Here is a 21,505-nt window from a genome sequence, read left to right as displayed (position 1 = left end):
TGCCGCTATACGGCTGCGGCGAGGGTGTCCAGCCAGGAGCGCAGGGCGTTGCGGTCGACCTTGCCGTTGCCGTTGACCGGCATCTCGTCGACCACGTGCACGGACTTCGGCACCATGTAGGCGGGCAGCAGCGCGGCCACGGCGTCGGCGAGCGCCTCCGGGTCGTCCGCGCCGGAGACGACGGCGGCGATGGCGTCCTCGGCGGGCCGGTGGACGCAGACGGCCTCGGCGCAGCCGGCGCGGCGCAACGCCGCCTCGATCTCGCCCAGTTCGATGCGGTAGCCGCCGACCTTGACCTGCTGGTCGTTGCGGCCGAGGTAGACGTAGTCGCCGCCGTCCTGAGCGCGCACGAGGTCGCCGGTGCGGTAGTACGTCCTGCCGTCGCGCTCGAAGAACCGTTCCGCCGTGAGGCCGGGGTCCTGCCAGTAGCCGGGCGCCGTCTGCGGGCCGGCCACGCACAGCTCGCCGGTGCCGCCCTCGGCGACCGGCTCCAGCGACCCGTCCACGACGAGCGGCGCGAGCCCGGGGAAGGGGCGCCCGATCGGGACGTTGTCGTGGACGCACGCGGCCGGGCTCGTCTGCGGGTCCCAGCGGTAGGCCGTGCAGGCGATGGTCAGTTCGGTGGGGCCGTAGAGGTTCTCCACGGCCGAGGCGGGGGCCGCGGCCTGCCAGGCCTCCGCGGTGGCGCGCGGCAGCGCCTCGCCGCAGAACAGGCTCCAGCGCAGCCCCGGCATCCGGCCCGGGGTCAGCGACCCGCGCTTGCGCAGGACGGCGGCCACGGACGGCACCGAGAACCAGACGGTGACCTCGTTGCGCTCCAGGTAGCGGAAGGGGGCGAGGATCTCGATGGAGTCCATGGCGCAGACCCGGGCGCCGTGCTCCCAGGCCATGAAGAGGTCGAAGACCGACAGGTCGAAGGTCTGGTCGAAGGTCTGGCTGAACCGGTCCTCGGGAGTGATGCCGTAGCGGGCCTGGGCCGCGGCGAGGAACGACCGTGCGTTTCCGTGGGTGACCGGCACGCCCTTGGGGGCGCCGGTGCTGCCGGAGGTGAAGAGCAGGTAGGCGGGGTCATGCTCCCCGGCCTGCACGGCGGTCGCGAGCGGCCGGGCTCCGGCGAGGTCCGCCGCGGTGAGCACGGCAGGGACGCCGGCGGCGGCGAGCTGCTCGCGGTCGCCCGCGTCGCCGTGCGGCAGCAGCACGGCCGGCGGCCGGCCGATCCCCTTTAACACCTCGGCGAGTTGGGGCAGCGAGCCCTGGTCCACGATCAGTGCGTCGAGGCCGGCGCGCTCCACCATGGAGCGGGTGCGCTTGACGGGAAAGCGCCGGTTGAGCGGCACGAAGGCGGCGCCGGAGAAGAGCGCCGCCAGCGTGCCGAGGTAGGAGGTCTCGCTGCGGTGCGCGAAGACGCCCACCCGGCGGGGGCTTCCACCGGTGACGTCGAGGATGCGGGCCGCCCAGGTCAGTGCCGTTCCGGCGGCCTCCGCGTAGGTGACGTCGCGCTTGCCGAGCGCCAGCGCGATCCCGTCGGGCCGGCTCCGGGCGTGATCGAGAACCCCCGCGCCCAAATGGTGATACGCCATGTCAACACTCATGCCCTTCCCCCAAAGGCCTGGTTTTCGATCATCCTCGTCATAGCGGGTGATCGAGGTCAATGGACCGTGGGCGGCGGGCTCAAGTGATCCGGAACACAAGGGATATGGAGGAATTCGATCCGGTTGACGGCACGGTGGACCACAGGTGAACCCACGGGCCGGCGCGGGTGGTTCAGCCGGTGCCGCCCGCCTCGCCGCCGGCCTTCTCGGAGGGCTCGGTTCCGGCCACGCCCTCCACGATCGACAGCACGGTCGGCGTCGGGATGACGCGCGACAGCCGCAGCCCCGCCGCGTCGAACAGCCGGGCGAAGTCGCTCTCCGTGCGCTCGCGGCCGACCAGGGAGGCCATCATCATCACGTCCAGCGTCTTCCCCTGGTGCGGGGCGTTGCCCGGCGGCAGGACCGCGTCGACGACGAGCACCCGGCCGCCCGGCGCCAGCGCGCGGCGGCAGTTGCGCAGGATGCCCACGCACTGCTCGTCGTCCCAGTCGTGCAGGATGCGCTTGAGGAGGTGGACGTCGCCGGCCGGGACGGAGGTGAAGAAGTCGCCTTCGTGCAGCGACCAGCGGCCCTTCGTCTCCTCGGTGTCGAGCCGGTGGCCCGCCAGCACGTGCGCCCGGTCGTGCAGGACGCCGTGGAGGCCGGGCCGGCCGCGGAGCGCCGCCAGCAGCAGGCCGCCGTGGCCGCCGCCGACGTCCACGACCGTGGCGGACCCGGGGAAGGGGCAGTGGTCGGCGATCGGCCGGTTCTCCGCCTCCGACATCGCGGCCATGCCCTCGTGGAAGACCGCGGCGGTCTCCTCGTCCCGGGCGAAGTGCTCGAAGAAGGGCACGCCGAAGATGTGGCCGAATGCCGAGCCCCCGTCCTCCAGGCACCTGGTCAGCTCCCCAGCCGGCCGCCACATCGTCCGGTCCGTGAGCATCAGGACCGCCGCCCCGACCGGCACGGGCGCGTCCGAGCGCAGCGCGTCACCGGCCTCGGTGAGCCGGAAGCGGCCGCGGTCGTCCTCCTCGAACAGCCCGCGCGTGGCCAGCAGCCGCAGGACCCGCCGGAGGCTCGGCGCGTCGGTCCCGGTGGCCGCCACCAGCTCCTCCGGGGTGCGGGCGCCGTCCGCCAGGTGGTCCGCCACGCCCACGGCCGCCGCGGCGCGCAGAGCCGCCGGGTAGAGGAACCCCAGGGCCTCCTCGATGACCAGGGCCGCGCTGCGCCGCCCCGCCTCCTCGGCCGTCGTCTCACGAGCACCTTCGCGCACAGAGCACCTCCGTCCTCCCGGCGGGGCCACCGGCGGCCGCGCCGCGCGATCAGCATGACAGCGGCCGGTTCCGGGGCCGTACGGTTCTCGCCATCCGGCCGAACGGTGGTATGACCATCCGCCCGCCGCGCCTGCCGCCCGGAGCGGCCCGCCCGACGCATACTGCGATCAGTGTCGGGGGGCGGAACCGGTGGCCAGGAGGTCCTGCCCGTCATGACGTACGACTCGCTCCCCGCGCCCGCGACCCGGCGGCGCCTGCTCTCCGGGCTCGCGGCCACGGGCGGTCTCGCCGTGAGCGGCGCGCTCGGCGAGGCCGGGCCCGCCGCGGCGCAGGCGCGGTCCGGGCCCGCCGCACCGTCCGGGGCACCGGCCGCGGGCGGGGCCGCGCACCCCGCGGCGGCCGTGCCCGGGCGGCGCAGGAGACTCCGTGCGGACCGGGAGAAGGCCGACGAGATCCGGGCGGAGTTCGTCCACGCGTGGGAGGGCTACAAGCGGTTCGCCTGGGGGCACGACGAGGTCCTGCCGGTGTCGGGCCGCTACCACGACTTCTTCGCCAGGAACCACCCGGTGGGCCTGTCGATCATCGAGGCGCTCGACACCCACTACCTGATGGAGCTCGACACCGAGGTCGACCGCTGCACCGACTGGATCAGGAACCACCTGGACTTCGACGTCGACGCCGACTTCCAGGTCTTCGAGTGCACCATCCGGCTGGTGGGCGGCCTGCTTTCGGGCTACCTCGCCACCGGGGAGAAGGTCCTGCTCGACCGCTGCACCGACCTCGCCGACCGGCTGCTGCCCGCCTTCACCTCGTCGCCCACCGGCATGCCGTACCGGTACGTGAACCTGCGGACGGGACACGCTTCGGGTGCGACGCTGCCCCTGGCCGAGATCGGCACCAACATCCTGGAGTTCGGCGTCCTCTCCCGGGTCACCGGCGACCGCCGGTACCGGCAGGCGGCCGAGCGCGCCCTGCGCGCGGTCGTCGAGCGACGCTCCTCGCTCGACCTGCTGGCCACCCGGCTGGACGTCGGTACCGGCCGGTGGGCGGACCGCGACAGCGTCGCCGTGAACCCCCCGGCCGACTCGTTCTACGAGTACCTGTGGGGCGCCTGGATGATGTTCCACGACCAGGACTGCCGGGACTGGTTCAGGATGTTCACCGCCGCGATGCGCAAGCACCAGGCGGAGCGCATGGACGGCAGGCTCTGGTTCAAGCACGTCGACTTCCGCACCGGGAAGCTGATCAGCCGACGCCAGTCCGCGCTGGCCGTCGCCGTCCTGCCGGTCGGCGGGGACAACGACCTCGCGGCGGACTACTACCGCTCCTGGACGGCCGTCCTGGACAAGTACGAGGTCATCCCCGAGGAGATCGACTACGCCCGCCTGCAGGCCCTCAGCCGCCGCAACGACCTGCGCCCCGAATACGCCAACTGCGCCTTCCAGCTGTGGTGGCAGACCGGGGACCCGTACTACCGCACGACGGCCTGGCAGTACTTCCGCAACCTCAGGAAGCACCACCGCGTCCCGGGCGGCTACACGGTGGTCACCGACGTCACCCGGCAGCCCAAGACCAAGGGCGACCACTGCCCCGCGTACGTCTTCGCCGAGAACTTCAAGTGGCTCTACCTCACCTTCGCCGGCGCCCCGCGGTTCGACTACGAGCACGGCTGGCTCAGCACGGAGGGCAAGGTCCTCGACGGCTTCCGGAAGGCGAAGAGGACCACGGACGCGGAAGCCGGCAAGGCGGAAGCCGGAAAGACGGAAGCCGGAAAGGACGTCTGAGCAGCGGAGGGGTGGCCCGCATGGTCATCAGATCGACATATTGAGGGCGGAACCCCCGGGTATGTCGCACTCGTCTAGCACATCAGTTCGATGGCGAGTGTGACGATCTGAGGAGACATAGGTGGCAGGCGAGTCCCCCGGCGTGGCGGAGCGGAAGAAGGAGCCGGAGGAGGCGGCGACGGAGCGTCCGGAGCCCGCGGGGCAGAAGGCAGCGGCGGAACCCGAGGCGCCCGCGAAGCAGCAGGTGGAGGCGGAGCCCGAGGCGGCCGCGCGGCAGAAGGCACCGGCAGGGCCGGAGGCGGCCGCAGAACAGAAGGAACCGGCCGAGGCCGCGGCGCCCGCGGAGCGGAAAGCGCCCGAAAAGCCCGAGGCAGCCGCAGAGCAGCAGGCACCCGCGGGCCGGGAGGCGCCCGCGGAACGGCCCGCTCCTGCCCCCGTACTCACACCCACACCCGTACCTGCGCCTGCACCCGCACCCACACCCGCACCCGCGCCCGCGCCCGCGCCCGCGCCCGCGGAACAGCGAACGGCCGCCGAGCAGCCCGCCCCGCTCGACCTGCTCGCGCAGCTCACCAACCGCCCCGCACCCCCGCCGTCGGCGGCCCGCACCGTGACGCGGCGGCTGAAGATCTGGACCCCGCTCGTCCTGCTGCTGGCCGTCGTCCTCGGCGTCGTCCAGCTGCTCCGGCCGCTGCCGGATCCGCGGTTCACGGTCGCCGGGGACCCGTACGCCTTCACCGGCGAGGCGTTCTCCATGCCGTGGCCGGAGGAGGGCCAGGCCGCGGCCAGGGTCGTGGGCGTCGGCAGCCTCGGCACGCACGGCGAGCAGAAGCCCGTGCCGACGGCGAGCGTCGCCAAGGTCATGACCGCGTACGTGATCCTCAAGGAGCACCCGCTCAAGGGCGGGGAGGAGGGCGAGCGGATCACGATCGACGCCACGGCGGCCAAGGAGGCGGGCGCCCAGGAGGAGTCGCGCGTGGAGGTCTCGGAGGGGCAGACCTACACCCAGTTCCAGATGCTGCAGATGCTGCTGATCCCCTCGGGCAACAACATCGCCCGGCAGCTGGCCCGCTGGGACGCGGGATCCGAGGACGCCTTCGTGAAGAAGATGAACGAGGCGGCCCGGGACCTCGGCATGGACGACACGACGTACACCGACCCCAGCGGGCTGGACGCGTCGACCGTGAGCACCGCCGCGGACCAGGTCGAGCTGGCCGAGGAGGTCATGAAGGACGACGTCCTGCGGAAGATCGTCAGGATGCCGAACGCCGACGTCCCCGGCCTGCCCGGGCGGATCTACAACAACAACGACGACCTGCTGGTCTCCAACCCCGGCGGGCTGGGCATCAAGACCGGGTCGAGCAGCCCGGCGGGCGGGACGCTGATGTGGGCGGCGAAGCGGACGATCGAGGGCAAGGAGCGCCTGATCGTCGGCGCGACCATGGCCCAGCGGCAGGCCGGCAGCAACGACGCCAACGCCCACCTGAAGGTCGTCAAGGAGCGCAGCTACAAGATGATCAAGGCGGTCCAGGACGCCCTCGTCCCCGCCACGGTGGTCCGGAAGGGTGATGTCGTGGGGTACGTGGATGACGGCCTCGGCGGCCGGACGCCGGTCGTCGCCACCGCGGACCTGCGCGCCGTGGGCTGGGGCGGGCTGAAGGCGAAGCTCGAACTCACCGCCGGCGACAAGGGCGTCCCGCACGCGGCCGCGGCCGGCACGGAGATCGGGGCGCTGGCCGTCGGAACCGGGCCGGGCCGGGCGCAGGTGCCCGTCGCGCTCCAGAAGGACATGGCGGCGCCGGGAGCGGGGGCCAAGCTGACCCGCCTCGGCTGAGGCCCCATGAGGCCCGTGGGAGGCCCTCGCGCACCCTCGCGAGGGCCTCCCACGGGCCTCTCGTCATCCCCGGCGCGGGTCCCGCCGCGACGGCCGCGCGCAGGGCGTGAAGTTCTGCTGTTGCCCGGCTTAAGAAAACCTCGATGGACTTCACGGTCACCACTGGGCACATTGGTGCGCGCAAAAGAATCACGCGTCACCTCACCACGCCTGGAGCCGCAGCCATGAAGGCACTCGTCAAGCACAAGGCCGAGCCCGGGCTGTGGCTCATGGACGTCCCGGAGCCGGAGTACGGCCCCGACGACGTCATGATCAAGGTGCTGCGCACCGGCATCTGCGGCACCGACCTGCACATCCGCTCCTGGGACGGCTGGGCCCAGGGCGCGGTGAAGACCCCGCTCGTGCTCGGTCACGAGTTCGTCGGCGAGGTCGCCGCCGTGGGCGCGGACGTGCAGGACATCACGGCCGGCGACCTGGTCAGCGGCGAGGGCCACCTCGTCTGCGGCAAGTGCCGCAACTGCCTGGCCGGCCGCCGCCACCTGTGCCGCAGCACGGTCGGCCTCGGCGTCGGCCGCGACGGCGCGTTCGCCGAGTACGTCGTGCTGCCCGCCTCCAACGTCTGGGTGCACCGCACGAAGGTCGACCTCGACGTCGCCGCGATCTTCGACCCGTTCGGCAACGCCGTGCACACCGCGCTCTCCTTCCCGCTGGTCGGCGAGGACGTGCTGATCACGGGCGCGGGCCCGATCGGCATCATGGCCGTGGCCGTCGCCAAGCACGCCGGCGCCCGCAACGTCGTCATCACCGACGTCAGCGAGCCGCGCCTGGAGATCGCCCGCAAGGCGGGCGCGACCCTGGCCCTCAACGTCTCCGACGCCGGCATCGCGGACGCGCAGCGCCTGCTCGGCCTGCGCGAGGGCTTCGACGTCGGCCTGGAGATGTCCGGCCGGCCCGAGGCCATGCGCGACATGATCGCCAACATGACGCACGGCGGCAAGATCGCCATGCTGGGCCTGCCCGCCCAGGAGTTCCCCGTCGACTGGGCGAAGGTCGTCACCTCGATGATCACCGTCAAGGGCATCTACGGCCGGGAGATGTACGAGACCTGGTACGCGATGACGGTGCTGCTCGAAGGCGGCCTCGACCTCAGCCCGGTGATCACCGGACGGTACTCGCACAAGGACTTCGACGCGGCCTTCGACGAGGCCGCCACCGCCCGCAGCGGCAAGATCATCCTCGACTGGACCGCCTGACCCGCCCGGCCGCCCCTCCGCCGGGCGGCCGCCCCGGCCCGGCAGCCCCTCTTTTTCTTCCGTAAGGAGTCCCCCGCATGTACGCGTCCGTCCGCGACGACCTCCAGGCCACCCTCGACGAGATCCGCGAGGCCGGTCTCTTCAAGCCCGAGCGCGTGATCGGCACCCCGCAGAGCGCCTCCGTCCACGTCACGGCGGGCGGCGCCCCCGGCGACGTCCTCAACTTCTGCGCCAACAACTACCTCGGCCTCGCCGACCACCCCGAGGTCGTCGCCGCCGCCAAGGACGCCCTCGACCGCTGGGGCTACGGCATGGCCTCGGTGCGCTTCATCTGCGGCACCCAGGACGTCCACAAGGAGCTGGAGGGGCGCCTGTCGGCGTTCCTCGGCCAGGAGGACACGATCCTCTACTCGTCCTGCTTCGACGCCAACGGCGGCGTCTTCGAGACCATCCTCGGCGCCGAGGACGCGGTCATCTCCGACGCCCTCAACCACGCGAGCATCATCGACGGCATCCGCCTGTCGAAGGCCCGCCGCTTCCGCTACGCCAACCGCGACCTGGCCGACCTGGAGAAGCAGCTCCAGGCGGCGAACGAGGGCGGCGCGCGCCGCAAGCTGATCGTCACCGACGGCGTCTTCTCCATGGACGGCTACGTCGCGCCGCTGCGCGAGATCTGCGACCTGGCCGACCGCTACGACGCGATGGTCATGGTCGACGACTCCCACGCGGTCGGCTTCGTCGGCCCCGAGGGCCGCGGCACCCCCGAGCTGCACGGCGTCATGGACCGGATCGACATCATCACCGGCACCCTCGGCAAGGCCCTCGGCGGCGCCTCCGGCGGCTACGTCGCGGCCCGTGCCGAGATCGTCGCCCTGCTGCGCCAGCGCTCGCGCCCGTACCTCTTCTCCAACTCCCTCGCGCCGGTCATCGCCGCCGCCTCCCTGAAGGTCCTGGACCTGCTGGAGTCCGCGGGCGACCTGCGGGAGAAGCTGAAGGCCAACACCGAGCTGTTCCGGACGAAGATGACCGGGGCGGGCTTCGAGATCCTGCCCGGCGACCACGCCATCGCCCCCGTCATGATCGGTGACGCGGCGGAGGCCGGCCGGATGGCCGAGCTGCTGCTGGAGCGCGGCGTGTACGTCATCGGCTTCTCGTACCCGGTGGTGCCGATGGGCGCGGCCCGCATCCGCGTCCAGCTGTCCGCGGCGCACTCGACCGAGGACGTCGAGCGGGCCGTCGCCGCCTTCGTCGACGCCCGCGACGCACTGCGGGGCTGAGCCCCGCCACCCGGCGGGGCCCCGGTCCGGGGTCCTCGCCGGGGTTACCGCCCGTTCCTGGCAAAATGACGGGGTGATCGACCCCCGGCGGCTGCGCGTCCTGCGGGCCGTGGCGGACCACCGTACGGTGACCGCCGCGGCCGCCGCGCTGTACCTGACCCCCTCGGCCGTCTCCCAGCAGCTCGCCGCGCTGGAACAGGAGACCGGCCACGTCCTGCTGACCCGCAGCGGCCGCGGCGTGCGCCTCACCGCGGCCGGCGAGATCCTGCTGACCCACGCCCACGAGGTCGTCGCCCAGCTGGAGCGGGCCGAGGCGGAGCTCGCCGCCTACGCGGGCGGCACGGCCGGGGAGCTGACCGTCGCGGCGTTCGCGACGGGCATCGCCGAGGTGCTGGCCCCGGTCATCGGGCTCCTCGCCGGCCGTCACCCCGGCATCCGGCTCCGGGTGCGCGACGCCGAGGGCGACGCGAGCCTGCCGATGGTGCTGGACGGGGAGGCCGACGTGGCCCTCGCCGTCGAGTACCGGGGCGCCCCGCGGGAGGACGACCTGCGGCTCGTGCGCGTACCGCTCTACGCCGAGCCCTTCGACGCCGTCCTGCACGCCGCCCACCCGCTGGCCGGCAGCCCCCGCGTGAGCCTGGACGAGCTGGCCGACAGCGACTGGGCCGGCCCCTACCCGGGCAACCCCTGCCACGACGTGGTGGTGCTGGCCTGCGAACTGGCCGGCTTCCAGCCCCGCCTGGTGCACTCCTCGGACGACTTCCGCGCCGTGGTGGCCCTGGCCGGGGCCGGCGCCGGGGTGGCCCTCGTGCCGCGCTCGGCGCTGCGCGGCATGGAGCTGAAGGACACCGTCGTCCGCCCCGTAGAGGGCCCGGCCGCGACCCGGCGCGTGTTCGCGGCGGTCCGCCGCGGCGCCGAGGACCACCCGCTCATCCGGCCGGTCCTCGATGCGCTCACGGACGTCGCGGGCTCGCTGTCCACGAACTGACGCCGGGCGTCCGGCCGGTGCCGGGCGTCACTTCTTGAGGGTCCACTCACCCGTCTCGTTGGCGAATCCGCCGTTCAGCGTGAACTGCACCTTCTCGGGCTTGGAGTTCTCCGGGACGGAGAAGACGACCCAGCCGAGGGACTTGGCACCCTGGGCGATGTTCACGGTGACGGGGAACTTCGGGCCCTCGGTGACGCTGCCCATGGTCTGGGTGAAGGACTGGCCCTGCCCGTCGACCACCTTGGCCCCGCTGGAGGGGCTGTCCGAGTAGGCGGCCGTGCCGGTGTTGACGAGCTCGAACTGGGCGGCGACCCAGCGCTTGCCGGCGGCCGGCTTCATGTACTTGTTGTCGCTGTGGGCCGGGTCGGCGAAGCCCTTCAGGGTGACGTCGAGCTGCTCGCCCGGCTTCTTGCCCTTGAGCGTGAGCTTGCCTCCGACGGCCTGCGCGCCGCCCTGGCCCTGGCCCTGGCCCTGGCCCTGACCCTTGTCCTTGTCCTGGCCGCCGCCCTGGCCCGCGCCGCCCTGGTCCGGTGCCGGGTTCGACTGCTGGGGCGCGGGGCTCTTGTCGGCCGACGCGCTGGCGTCGGCCGCCGGGTCGGTGCCGTCGCCGTTGCAGGCGGTGGCGGTGGCGGCGAGCACGATGACGGCCGCGGCGGTGAGCAGCTGACGACGCATGATGAATCCCCCGTGATGGTTGGTTTGACGTGCACATTCTTACGTCGCCGCACGGCGGAATCCGCCCTCGGAAGGGGCGGATGAGGCTCCTGTGACAGTCGTGTGATCAAACCGTCGCATCGTCCCGCTCCCGTCCCGTTCCCGTCCCGGCCCCCGGCACCGCGACGGCCCCGCCCGCGGCCGGGCGGGCTAGGGTGGAGCTCGCGCGCCCCGGCGCGCGCCGGCCGGAGACACCGGGCGCGGGAACCGACTGACGGAGGCGGCGTGGAGCAGCACGCACGGCGCACTCCGGTGCCGGTCGCCCTGTGGTCCCTGCTCGTCCTCCTGCTCGGCGTGGTCTGCGGTTCGGTGCCAACGGGTGCGGGCAGCACGCTCTCGGCCTTCCCGCCGGTCGCCCCGGTCGCCGTCGCCACCTCCGGTGCCGGCGCCGCCGACCAGGCCCGTCCCGCGTTCAGGGCGCCGGACTCCCCGCCCGCGGCGGACGGCACCCGCGCCCAGGGCCTCCACGTCTCCGCGGCCGTGCCGCACACCCGGCTGCCCGGGCTGCCCGGGGCGGTGCCCGGCCCCGTGGCCGGGCCGCTCGCCGTCCCGCTGCCGGCCGGCGAGGCCGCCGGGCCCCGGCAGGAGCGTGCGCCGCCCGCGGCGGCCCCCTCCTCGCGCCGCACCCGCGGCCCTCCCTCCCCACGGAGCATCTGACGCCCTGAGCGTCGGCCCCGCCCCGCCCTTCTCGCGTGCCCGCAGCGTTACGTGACGTCCCGTCGGTTTCCGGCGTCCCGTCAGTTCCTCCTGCGAGGCCGGGCCTCCGGCTGCCGACGCTCCACCTCCGTCTGCCGTGAAGTGGAGAAACCATGTCACCCCGGCCCTCGCGCCGCGCCCCGCTGTGGCGCGCGCTCGTCGCCCTCGCCGTCGTCGCGGCCTCCCTGTTCTTCGCCCTGACCACCCCCGCCCGGCTCGGCCTCGACCTGCGCGGCGGCACCCAGATCGTGCTCGAGACGCGGGACTCCCCCACGTCCCGGGCGGACGCCGCCGCCACCGACCGGGCGCTGGAGGTGCTGCGGCAGCGGGTCGACGCGCTCGGCGTGGCCGAGCCGTCGCTCGCGCGCTCCGGCGAGCGCCGCATCGTCGTAGAACTGCCCGGCGTCCAGGACCCCCGGAAGGCCGTCGACGTCATCGGCCGCACCGCCCAGCTCACCTTCCACCCCGTGCTCGGCACCGCGCCTGACGGCGACCGCCCCCGGGCGGCCGCGGACGGCGCCGGCGCACGCACCCTGCCCGACCCCGACGCCCCCGGCCACGCCCTGCGCCTGGGCCCGGCGGCCCTGACCGGCAAGGACGTCAAGGACGCCCGGGCCGTCCTCGACGCGCAGACCGGCAGCGGCTGGACCGTTGCCCTCTCCTTCCGTGGCGGCGGCGACAAGAGCTGGGCGCGCGTCACGGGCGAGGCCGCGTGCGCCGCGCCGGGCGACGCGTCCCGCCGCGTCGCGATCGTTCTCGACGACCGCGTCGTCTCGGCGCCGGCCATGCAGCGCAGCGTGCCGTGCCGGACCGGGATCCAGGGCGGCAGCGCCCAGATCACCGGCGGGTTCGACGACGCCGAGGCTCGCGATCTGGCCGCGCTCGTCAAGGGCGGTGCCCTGCCCGTCCCGGTCGAGGTCGTCGAGCAGCGCACCGTCGGCCCGACGCTGGGCGCCGAGGCGATCCGGGCGAGCGCGGGCGCGGCGGTCATCGGCCTCGTCTGCACGGCGCTGTTCGTCATCGCCGTCTACCGGCTGCTCGGCGTCCTGGCCACGGTGGCGCTCGCGCTGTACGGGCTGATCTCGTACGCCGCGCTGGTCGCGCTCGAGGCCACGCTCACCCTCCCCGGACTGGCCGGGTTCGTGCTGGCCGTCGGCATGGCCGTCGACGCGAACGTCCTGGTCTTCGAACGGACCCGGGAGGAGTACGAACGGAGCCGGCTCGCCCCCGCTCGCCGCACCGGCCCGCAGGACCTCCGCGACCCGCTGCGCAAAGGCTTCGGCAAGGCGTGGAGCGCCGTCGTCGATTCGAACGTGACGACCCTGCTCGCCGCCGGCCTGCTCTTCTTCTTCGCCACGGGCCCGGTCAAGGGCTTCGGCGTCACCCTGTCCGTGGGCGTCGCGGCCTCCATGGTCTCCGCCCTCGTCATCACCCGGGTCCTCGCGGACTGGGCACTGCGGCGCGACTGCGTCCGGCGCCGTCCGCGCCTGGCCGGAGTCGCCTCGGCGGGCCGGATGCGGGCCTTCCTCGCCCGCCGCGGACCCCGGCTGATGCGCCACCGCCGCACCTGGCTGGGCGTCAGCGCCGTGCTGCTGGCCCTCGCCGTCGCGGGCATCGGCGTGCGCGGGCTGCAGCTCGGAGTCGAGTTCACCGGCGGCCGGCTCGTCGAGTACGGCACGAGCCGCCCCGTGGACGTGGACAAGGCGCGCGCCGCGGTCGGTGACGCCGGGTTCCCGCGCGCAGTCGTGCAGAAGTCGGGCAACGGCGACGTCGTCGTGCGCACCGGCGCCATGGACGACGGTGACCGGCAGCGCATCAAGTCGGCCCTGGAAACCCACGGCGGGACCGTCACCGTCGAGCGCGACGAGCGGATCGGGCCCAGCCTGGGCAGCGAGCTGCGCGACAAGGCGCTGATAGCGCTGGGCGTCGCGGTGGCGGCCCAGCTCGTCTACCTGAGCGTGCGCTTCCGCTGGACCTTCGCGACGGCGGCGGTGGCGGCGATGGTCCAGGACGTGCTGCTGGTGGTCGGGCTGTTCGCCTGGCTGGGCCGGCCTGCCGACAGCGTCTTCCTCGCGGCGCTGCTCACGGTGGTCGGTTACTCCGTCAACGACACGGTGGTCGTCTTCGACCGCATCCGCGAGACGCGGCGCCCGGGGCGGGCCGGTGGCGCGGGGGCGGGCGAGGGGCGGATGCCGCTGGCGTCCGCCGTCGACAGCGCGATCCTGCACACCGTGCCGCGCACGGTGAACACGGGCATGGGCGTCCTGTTCGTCCTCGCCGCGCTCGCGGTGCTGGGCGGCGACTCCCTGGCCGACTTCTCCGTGGCGCTGCTCGCCGGGGTGCTGTTCGGCATCGCCTCGACCGTCCTGACGGCCGCACCGCTCGCCGTGATCCTCGAAGGCCGCCACCCCGCCGCCGCACCGCCCGCGTCCCCCGCCCCGCGCAAGGACCCGAGGGACTCGGGGGCGGTGGTCTGACCTGCGGGCGGGGGGAAGCGGCCGGCACCGGCGCCCTGCGCGGGGCGTGGCCGCTTCCCGCCGCTCGGCGCTTGCCTGCACCTTCCGGAGTCATATGATCACGCAATCGGCATGGTGAACGCGCCACGACGACCGGATCGAAGCCGCGTCGGCCACTGCGAGGGGACACTGATTGGAAGGCACACGGACGCCGCAAGAGCCCTTGCGCTTCGCCGTGCTCGGGCCCGTCCTGGCCTGGCGGGGGCGGGAAGCGCTCGACACCGGCTCGCCGCAGCAGCGCGCCCTGCTGGCGGCCCTCCTGTTGCGGGGCGGGCACACGGCCACGGTCGGGGAGCTCGTCGACGGCCTCTGGGGCTCCGCTCCGCCGGCCACGGCGCTCAACGCCCTCCGTACCTACGCCTTCCGGCTCCGCCGCTCGTTCGGCGCGGAGGGGGCGGGCGTCCTCGTCAGCGACTCCGGCGGCTACGCGATCCGCACCGGGCCCGCCGGTCCGGGGCCGGCCGGCTCCGGACCGGCCGTGGAACTGGACCTCGACCGGGCCAGGGCGCTGGCCGAGGAGGGGCAGCGGGCCCGTCGCTCCGGGAACCCGGCGCGCGCCCGGGAACTCGTCGCCGAAGCCCTCGCCGTGTGGCGGGGCGAAACGCTCGCCGGTCTGCCGGGCCCGTACGCGGAGACGCAGCGCACGCGCCTGGAGGAGTGGCGGCTGTCGCTCACCGAGACGCGCCTGGAGCTGGATCTGGAGGTCGGCAGCCACGCGGAGGCCGTCTCCGAGCTGACCGCCCTGACCGCCGCCCACCCGCTGCGCGAGCGCCTGCGCGAACTGCTGATGCTCGCGCTCTACCGCAGCGGCCGCCAGGCCGAGGCCCTCGCCGTCTACGCCGACACCCGCCGCCTCCTCGCCGACGAACTCGGCGTCGGCCCGCGCCCCGAGCTGTCCGAGCTCCACCACCGCATCCTCAACTCCGATCCCGCCCTCACGGCCGCCGCCGGACCCGCCCGGAAGGCGACGGCGTTCCCCGAGGGCTTCATACGGCCCGCCCAGCTGCCCGCGGACACCGCGCACTTCACCGGCCGCACCGCGCACGTGACGGAGATCCGCGACCTGCTGGCCGCAGGCCCCGGCAGCAGCCCGGCGGTTCCCGCCGTCACCGGCACGGGCGGCGTGGGCAAGACCACGCTCGCCGTCCACGCCGCCCATTCCGTACGCCACCACTTCCCCGACGGGCAGCTCTACGCCGACCTGCAGGGCACGGGCCCGGAACCCGCCGAACCCGAGACGGTGCTGGGGTGGTTCCTGCGCGCCCTGGGCGTCTCGGGGGCCGCCGTCCCCGAAGGCGTCGACGAGCGGTCGGCGCTCTTCCGCTCCACCCTCGACGGCCGCCGCGTCCTGGTCCTGCTGGACAACGCCCGCGACGCCGCCCAGGTCCGCCCGCTGCTGCCCGGGACCGGCGGCTGCGCGGTGCTGGTCACCAGCCGCCACCGCATGACCGGCCTCGCCGGTGCGCGCATCGTCGACCTCGACGTGATGGGCCCCGGCGAAGGGCTCGCGCTCTTCACGCGGATCGTGGGCGCCGAGCGCGTGGAGGCCGAGCGGGACGCCGCGATGGACGTCGTGGAAGCATGTGGCTTCCTCCCGCTGGCCATCCGCATCGCCGCCTCCCGCCTCGCCGCCCGCCGCACCTGGACCGTCCCCCTCCTCGCGCGCAAACTCCGCGACGAACGCCGCCGCCTGGACGAACTGCGCACCGGCGACCTCGCCGTCACCGCCACCTTCGAACTCGGCTACGGCCAGCTGGAGCCCGGACAGGCCCGCGCCTTCCGGCTGCTCGGGCTCGCCGACGGCCCCGACATCTCCCTGGCCGCCGCAGCCGCCGTCCTCGACCTCGGCCCCGACGCCACCGAAGAACTGCTGGAATCGCTCGTCGACACCTCTCTCCTGGAGTCCGCCGCACCCGGCCGGTACCGCTACCACGACCTCGTACGCCTCTACGCCCGTGCATGCGCCGAACGCGACGAACAACCCCCCGCCGGCCGCGAAGCCGTCCTCTCGCGGCTGCTCGACTTCCACCTCGCCACCGCCGCCCGGGCCTACGCGCTCGCACGGCCCGGGGACCGGCTGGTGGCCCACCTGGCGCCCACCGCGGTGCCCGGGCTCGCCCTCAAGGACGGCGGCGAAGCCGTCGACTGGCTGACCACCGAAGCCGCCTGCATCCTGTCCTGCGTGCGCCTGCAGGCGACGGGAGGAGGCTCCCCGGCCTCCCTGGCGGGGGCGGCCGACCTGCTGCTCGTCGCCAAGGACCTGGTGGAGGCGGGCATCAGCGGGAGCGCCTACGTCCACGCCGCCGAGGCCGTGCTGGCCGCGGCGCGCGCCGCCGGTGACGCGCAGGCGGAGGGGCGGGCCTGCATCGCCCTCGCCCACGCGCACAGGTTCACCGGGCAGCTGGAGGAGGCCGACGAGTACGCCCACCGCTCCCTGCTCCTCGTCGACGCCATCGACAACCCGATGCTGATCCGCTGCTACGCCGCGAACCAGCTCGGCATCATCGCCATCCACCAGCGGCGCTACCGCGACGCCGAGGCCCATCTCCGCCGGGCCCTCGACCACTTCCGGGCCGACGGCAACCGGGTCGGCGAGGCCAGCGCCCTCTCCAACCTCTCGCGCGCCCACGTGGGACTGGACGACGCCGCCCGGGCGGTGGAACTGGCCGAGGAGGCCCTCGCCGTCTACCGGAGCGTCGGCGGCTCCTGGCGGCTGGCCAACGCCCTGTACTCGCTGGGGCTTGCCCTGGCGGAGGACGGCCGCGCGGACGAGGGCCTGGACCGGCTGACGGAGGCGCTCGGCATCTTCCGGGAGAGCCGGCAGCGGTGGTGGGAGGGGATCACCCTCTACCGGACGGCCGAGGTCCATCTGATCGCCGGGCGGGCCGAGGAAGCCGTACAACCCGCCGAACTGGCCCTGTCCATCCTCCGCGGGCTCAGATCGTGGTGGCAGCTCGCCGGGGTCCTGACCGTGCTCGCCCGCGCGCTCGACCTCATCGGCCAGGCCGAACGGGCCCGGGCCTGCCGGCAGGAGGCCCGGGCGCTCCGGGACCGCCGGGGCCCCGCCGCCGAGCGCCTCCGCACGGCACCGGACTCCGACGGGCCGCCGGGGGTCAGGTCCGCGTGAAGGGTTCACGGCTGCGGTCGTAGGGGCCGGTGCGCCAGGAGTACAGAACTGAACATTCGCCCAAAATGGCCGGATTCAGACCCTGCCCTGTTCCCTTTTCGGCCCCGGAGGCTCTACCTGTAGCGGGGCCGGTCCGGCCGGCCCCCAGGGGCGAGAGGAATTGTGCGATGACCTCCGGGATGACCTCGTTCGACAAGATCTACGACCAGCCCGACCCCCGGGCGTACTTCACGGTGCTGGGACCTCTGGAGTACCAGACACCGCACCATGCCCAGAGCGTCTTCCGGCGTATGGCCGAGACCCTCGGGGGCCCGCCCGGCGACGAGCCGCCGACCGTCGTGGACATCTGCTGTTCCTACGGCATCAACGCGGCACTCCTCAACCACGACGTCACCTTGGACGAGCTCTACACCCGCTACACCTCGCCGCAGGTCGCGCCGCTCACCACGGCCGAGCTCATCGAGGACGACCGGGCGTACTTCGCGGCGCGCAGGCGGCCCCGGGCGGCCCGCGTGGTCGGCATCGACGTGGCCGCACAGGCCGTGTCCTACGCGCAGGCCGCCGGGCTGCTGGACGAGGGGTCCGCCGAGAACCTGGAGACCGCCGAGCCCAGCGCCGAGCTGCTGCGGAAGACGCGGCGGGCCCGGCTCATCACCATCACGGGCGGGACCACGTTCCTGTCCGCCAGGACGCTCAAGGCCCTCACCGCGGGCACGGACACGCCGCCCTGGGTGGCCTCGTTCGTGCTCCGGACCGCCTCGTACGAACCGATCGCCGACGCCCTGGCCGCCCACGGCCTGACCACGGAGAAGTACACCGCCCGCACGTTCCCGCAGCGCCACTTCAGCGGGCCGGAGGAACAGCGGTACGCCGTCGAGGCCGTCGAGGCCGTGGGCGAGGACCCCCGGGGCAAGGAGACCGAGGGGTACTTCCACACGACGCTGTACCTCTCGCGGCCCCCGCAGGACGTGGCGGCCCTGCCCCTCACGGAGCTGCTGCCGCCGGACTGACCCGGGGCACCGGTGCGCGCATCGGCGGGTTCATGGCGAAGCGACCGGCGAATTCCGGCCATGAACCCGCTACGGGCACGACCCGCCGGCCGGCTCGTACGGCCGCTCCTCCGGCAGCCTGCGCCGCGCCTCGTCCAGGTCCCCGGCGGCGACCAGCCGGTGGACCTCACGGACCAGGGGCGTGACGTCGGTGATCGACACGGTCCACTCGTCGGCGTAGCGACGCGACGCCTCGCCCGCGAGCCCCAGCTGCAGGGACCGGTGGGGCAGGGCCTTCAGGTGCAGATCGCGCTCGGGGTCCCACTGCACCCTGGCCGGTGCCGCCTTCAGCTCGCGCTGCCAGGCGTCACGGTCGGCGTGGACGTCCCGGTCGTAGTGGGACAGACAGGCGTTGGCCAAGGCCCAGTCGAAGCCGGCCCGGTCGATCTCGATGGCGAGGACGCACTCCTGATCGGCCTTGGTGGCCCAGCCGCAGCGGTACATCATCCACAAAAAGGACGGCTTGATCCATGTCATGCGGTCCCGCTTCCACGCCGCCGGGAAGCGGCCGTCCCGGGCGGCGGGCAGGCCGAGGCGGGGTGCGTAGGCCTGGTAGACGGTGATGGTGCTGTCGGTGTGCGCCGCCCGGATGCGGCGGTAGGGCTCCTGCATGGGGCAAGTCTGTGCACAGGCCGGTGACCTGGCCAAACGATTTACGCGCGGGGGGCCGCTGCGACCCGCGCGGTCACCTTCGCGCCGGGGTGTCCAGCAGGTCGGTGACGAACTTGCGCAATCTTCCGGCGCGGACCGGTTGTACGCCGTGGAGGACCTGTGCGCCGTAGGCGAGTGCGGTGCCGGGGCGGGTGGGGGTGACCCAGCGGGTGGAGTCGATGTCGCGGAGCCAGGCGGGGGCGGCTTCGTGGCCGCCCAGGTGCGGCATGCGGTGCGTCAGAGGGGTGCCAGGGGCGTAGCCCTCGGCCTCGCCCACGACGGTGCCGCTCCAGACGGCCGGGCCGGACGTGGTCTCGATGTAGAACTCGCCGCCCTCGCCGGCGTCTTCGAGGACCACGCCGATGCGTCCGATGCGCCGGGGGGCGACGGCCGGGTCGGGGATGCCGTCGACGTGGGTCGGGATGTGCTGGCCCGCCGTCAGTTCGGTGTAGTCCCAGCGGGCGTCGGCGGCCACCGAGGGCAGGGCCCGCTGCAGGACGTGCAGGGCGCGGGCCGTGGCGGAGCGCAGGATCTCCTGGGCGAGCACGGGGGCCCGCAGGAGTTCGGCCTGGCGCCTCGGCTTCCATCCGGTCGCCGCGAGCTCGCTGTCCATGATCTTGACCAGTTGTCCGAGCTCCGCCGGCGTCAGGAACTCCTCGACGCTCTGCAGGGCCAGGGTCTCGGTCAGATGGATCATCAGGTGCCTCCCTGTCTCGGCGTACTCCGTACTCGGCCGCGGGAATCACCTGGCAGTGTCGTGGCTGTGCGTGCCGCCCGGCAGTCGACAACTGGCCGACTTGGGGGCGGCACCTCCCGGCAACCCGTGCTCAGAATTCCAGCGACACGTCGTGCGTCCGCAGCCAGAAGTCCAGGGCCAGGACCAGTTCGCTGCCGGTGCGGTAGCCCGGCCGGGGGTCGTCGGCGGTGGCCGCGGCCAGCGAGGGGCCGTCGAGGAGCGGGCGGACGAGCGAGTCCGGGCCCTCGGTGGCCCGCTTCAGCGCCCCGCGCAGGCCGTCGAGGTAGTACGGGTCGCGCGTGGTGGGGTACGGGGCCTTGACGCGGTCGGCGACGACGTCCGGCAGGAGGTCGCGGGTGGCGGCGCGCAGGAGGGACTTCTCCCGGCCGTCGAAGGTCTTCATGGACCAAGGGGTGTTGAAGACGTATTCCACGAGGCGGTGGTCGCAGAAGGGGACGCGGACCTCCAGGCCGACGGCCATGCTGGCGCGGTCCTTGCGGTCGAGCATCCACTGCACGAACCGGGTCAGGTGAAGGTGGCCGATCTCGCGCATGCGCCGTTCCGGGCCGCTCTCGCCGGGCAGGCGGGGCACTTCGGCGAGCGCTTCGCGGTAGCGCTCCGCCCGGTACCCCTGCAGGTCGATCTTCTCGAGCAGGCCGCGGTCCAGCAGGGCCTCGCCGGGGCCGCTGCCGGGGCCGGAGATGCCGGTGCCGAAGGGGGGTGCGAGCCAGGGGAAGGTGTCGGCGGCCACGGAGTCGGGGTGGTGGAACCAGCGGTAGCCGCCGAAGACCTCGTCGGCGGATTCGCCGGAGAGCGCGACCGTGCACTGCTCGCGGACGGCCTTGAACAGCAGGTAGAGGGAGGTGTCGCCGTCGCCGAGGTCGAAGGGCAGGTCGCGGGCGCGCATGACGGCCTCGCGGGCCGCGGTGCCGAGCAGCGCGGACGACGGCAGGGTGATGACGCGGTGGTCGGAGCCGACGTGCCGGGCGAGGGCCTCGGCGTACGGGGTGTCGCGCGTGCCCCGCCAGTCGTCGGCCGTGAAGTTCTCGGCGTGGCGGGCGAAGTCGAGGGCGAAGGACTGCACGGGGGCGCCGCCTTCGGCCGTGCGCTGCCGGGCGCCGAGGGCGGTGATGACGCTGGAGTCGAGGCCGCCGGAAAGGAGGGTGCCGAGGGGGACGTCGGCGACCATCTGCCGGGCGATGATGTCTTCCAGCAGCTCGCGGATGCGGGCGATCGTCGTGTCGAGGTCGTCGGTGTGCTCGCGGGACTCCAGGGCCCAGTAGCGGCGCAGGCGGGTGCCGTTGTGCCGCACGCGCAGGGTGTGCCCCGGAGGCAGTTCGTACATGCCCTTGTAGACGGCGTGGCCGGGCGTCTTCGTGAAGGCGACGAGCTCGGCGAGTCCTTCGGCATCGATGGCGGGACGTACGCCGGGGTGGGCGAGGATGGCCTTCGGCTCGGAGCCGAAGAGGACGCCGCCGGGCGTGGGGTGGTAGTACAGCGGCTTGATGCCCATGCGGTCGCGGACCAGCAGCAGCTCCCGGGTCCGGGCGTCCCACAGGGCGAAGGCGTACATGCCGTTGAGGCGCTCGGTGAAGTCCTCGCCCCATTCGAGGTAGGCGTGCAGGACGACCTCGGTGTCACTGCTGGTGCGGAAGGCGTGCCCGCGGCTCTCCAGCTCGGACCGCAGCTCGCGGAAGTTGAACACCTCGCCGCTGTAGGTGAGGGCGACGACCGTGCGGCCGCCGTGTTCGAAGGTCATGGGCTGCTTGCCGCCGTCGGGGTCGATGACGGCGAGGCGGCGGTGGCCGAGGGCGGCCCGCTCGTCCAGCCAGAGGCCGTGGGCGTCCGGGCCGCGGCACGCCATGGTGTGCGTCATAGCGTTCGCCGTGTCGGCGGTGACGGGGTGTGCCGGGTCGTACGAGACCCATCCTGCTATTCCGCACATGGCGTGCTGTCTCCTGTCGGTGTGCCTCTTGGGGTGAGAGGGGGGTGCGGGCCTCCTTGCGGAAGGGTTCCGAGGAGGGCCGCACCCCTG

The 21,505-nt window shown here is 73.7% G+C and carries 15 protein-coding genes; 9 read left to right on the top strand and 6 right to left on the bottom strand.

Going from position 1 to position 21,505, the window contains the following annotated elements; translation table 11 throughout:
* Nucleotides 1-5: 5 nt before the first annotated feature.
* Both NQU55_RS00925 and NQU55_RS00920 read right to left on the bottom strand, forming a co-directional pair.
* Nucleotides 6-1,592, bottom strand: coding sequence for an amino acid adenylation domain-containing protein (locus NQU55_RS00925; protein ID WP_256789413.1), 1,587 nt, complete (start codon nucleotides 1,590-1,592; stop codon nucleotides 6-8).
* A 172-nt stretch (nucleotides 1,593-1,764) separates the two neighbouring features.
* Nucleotides 1,765-2,844 carry a methyltransferase gene (locus NQU55_RS00920; protein WP_168094178.1) on the bottom strand — a complete coding sequence of 360 codons (1,080 nt, stop codon included), beginning with the start codon at nucleotides 2,842-2,844 and terminating at the stop codon, nucleotides 1,765-1,767.
* Between the two features lie 171 nt (nucleotides 2,845-3,015).
* Here NQU55_RS00920 and NQU55_RS00915 point away from each other — a divergent pair, with 171 nt between their 5' ends.
* From NQU55_RS00915 to NQU55_RS00895, 5 genes are all read left to right on the top strand, one after another.
* A complete protein-coding gene (locus tag NQU55_RS00915) occupies nucleotides 3,016-4,629 on the top strand; it encodes a glycoside hydrolase family 47 protein (RefSeq protein ID WP_256789408.1) in 1,614 nt (537 codons plus the stop codon).
* A gap of 121 nt (nucleotides 4,630-4,750) precedes the next feature.
* Nucleotides 4,751-6,463, top strand: coding sequence for a D-alanyl-D-alanine carboxypeptidase family protein (locus NQU55_RS36710; RefSeq protein ID WP_168096280.1), 1,713 nt, complete (start codon nucleotides 4,751-4,753; stop codon nucleotides 6,461-6,463).
* A gap of 224 nt (nucleotides 6,464-6,687) precedes the next feature.
* Nucleotides 6,688-7,716 (top strand): L-threonine 3-dehydrogenase, encoded by a 1,029-nt coding sequence (gene tdh, locus NQU55_RS00905; RefSeq protein ID WP_168096279.1) that lies wholly within the window; start codon nucleotides 6,688-6,690, stop codon nucleotides 7,714-7,716.
* Between the two features lie 77 nt (nucleotides 7,717-7,793).
* The gene (locus NQU55_RS00900; RefSeq protein WP_256789407.1) at nucleotides 7,794-8,993 is read left to right on the top strand and encodes a glycine C-acetyltransferase; all 1,200 of its coding nucleotides are present in this window, start codon (nucleotides 7,794-7,796) and stop codon (nucleotides 8,991-8,993) included.
* 73 nt (nucleotides 8,994-9,066) lie between these two features.
* A complete protein-coding gene (locus NQU55_RS00895; protein WP_168095367.1) occupies nucleotides 9,067-9,981 on the top strand; it encodes a LysR family transcriptional regulator in 915 nt (304 codons plus the stop codon).
* 27 nt (nucleotides 9,982-10,008) lie between these two features.
* Here the strand turns inward: NQU55_RS00895 and NQU55_RS00890 are convergent, their stop codons facing one another.
* Nucleotides 10,009-10,656, bottom strand: coding sequence for a DUF4352 domain-containing protein (locus NQU55_RS00890; protein WP_168095366.1), 648 nt, complete (start codon nucleotides 10,654-10,656; stop codon nucleotides 10,009-10,011).
* Nucleotides 10,657-10,920: 264 nt separating this feature from the next.
* On the opposite strand from NQU55_RS00890, the gene NQU55_RS00885 reads away from it, so the two are divergent.
* The 4 genes from NQU55_RS00885 (at nucleotide 10,921) to NQU55_RS00865 (ending at nucleotide 18,044) form a co-directional block, all read left to right on the top strand.
* On the top strand, nucleotides 10,921-11,352 hold the full coding sequence (locus NQU55_RS00885) for a hypothetical protein (protein ID WP_168095365.1): 432 nt from the start codon (nucleotides 10,921-10,923) through the stop codon (nucleotides 11,350-11,352).
* A 152-nt stretch (nucleotides 11,353-11,504) separates the two neighbouring features.
* Nucleotides 11,505-13,868 carry a protein translocase subunit SecD gene (gene secD / locus NQU55_RS00875; protein ID WP_168095364.1) on the top strand — a complete coding sequence of 788 codons (2,364 nt, stop codon included), beginning with the start codon at nucleotides 11,505-11,507 and terminating at the stop codon, nucleotides 13,866-13,868.
* Nucleotides 13,869-14,040: 172 nt separating this feature from the next.
* Complete coding sequence (locus NQU55_RS00870; protein WP_256789404.1) at nucleotides 14,041-17,034, top strand: AfsR/SARP family transcriptional regulator; 2,994 nt, start codon at nucleotides 14,041-14,043, stop codon at nucleotides 17,032-17,034.
* A gap of 167 nt (nucleotides 17,035-17,201) precedes the next feature.
* Nucleotides 17,202-18,044: a hypothetical protein gene (locus tag NQU55_RS00865; RefSeq protein ID WP_256789403.1), complete on the top strand. Its 843-nt coding sequence runs from the start codon at nucleotides 17,202-17,204 to the stop codon at nucleotides 18,042-18,044.
* 69 nt (nucleotides 18,045-18,113) lie between these two features.
* Here NQU55_RS00865 and NQU55_RS00860 read toward each other — a convergent pair whose 3' ends face one another.
* The 3 genes from NQU55_RS00860 to asnB all read right to left on the bottom strand — a co-directional run bounded on the left by NQU55_RS00860 (nucleotide 18,114) and on the right by asnB (nucleotide 21,415).
* On the bottom strand, nucleotides 18,114-18,695 hold the full coding sequence (locus NQU55_RS00860) for a DUF4291 domain-containing protein (protein ID WP_168096726.1): 582 nt from the start codon (nucleotides 18,693-18,695) through the stop codon (nucleotides 18,114-18,116).
* A 73-nt stretch (nucleotides 18,696-18,768) separates the two neighbouring features.
* Nucleotides 18,769-19,431: a hypothetical protein gene (locus tag NQU55_RS00855; RefSeq protein ID WP_168096725.1), complete on the bottom strand. Its 663-nt coding sequence runs from the start codon at nucleotides 19,429-19,431 to the stop codon at nucleotides 18,769-18,771.
* Between the two features lie 130 nt (nucleotides 19,432-19,561).
* Nucleotides 19,562-21,415: an asparagine synthase (glutamine-hydrolyzing) gene (gene asnB, locus NQU55_RS00850; protein ID WP_256789402.1), complete on the bottom strand. Its 1,854-nt coding sequence runs from the start codon at nucleotides 21,413-21,415 to the stop codon at nucleotides 19,562-19,564.
* Nucleotides 21,416-21,505: the final 90 nt, after the last annotated feature.

It is taken from the genome of Streptomyces telluris (genome assembly GCF_024519335.1).
In the GTDB taxonomy this organism is placed as follows: Bacteria; Actinomycetota; Actinomycetes; order Streptomycetales; family Streptomycetaceae; genus Streptomyces; species Streptomyces telluris.
This window is presented reverse-complemented; position numbering and strand designations above follow the sequence as displayed.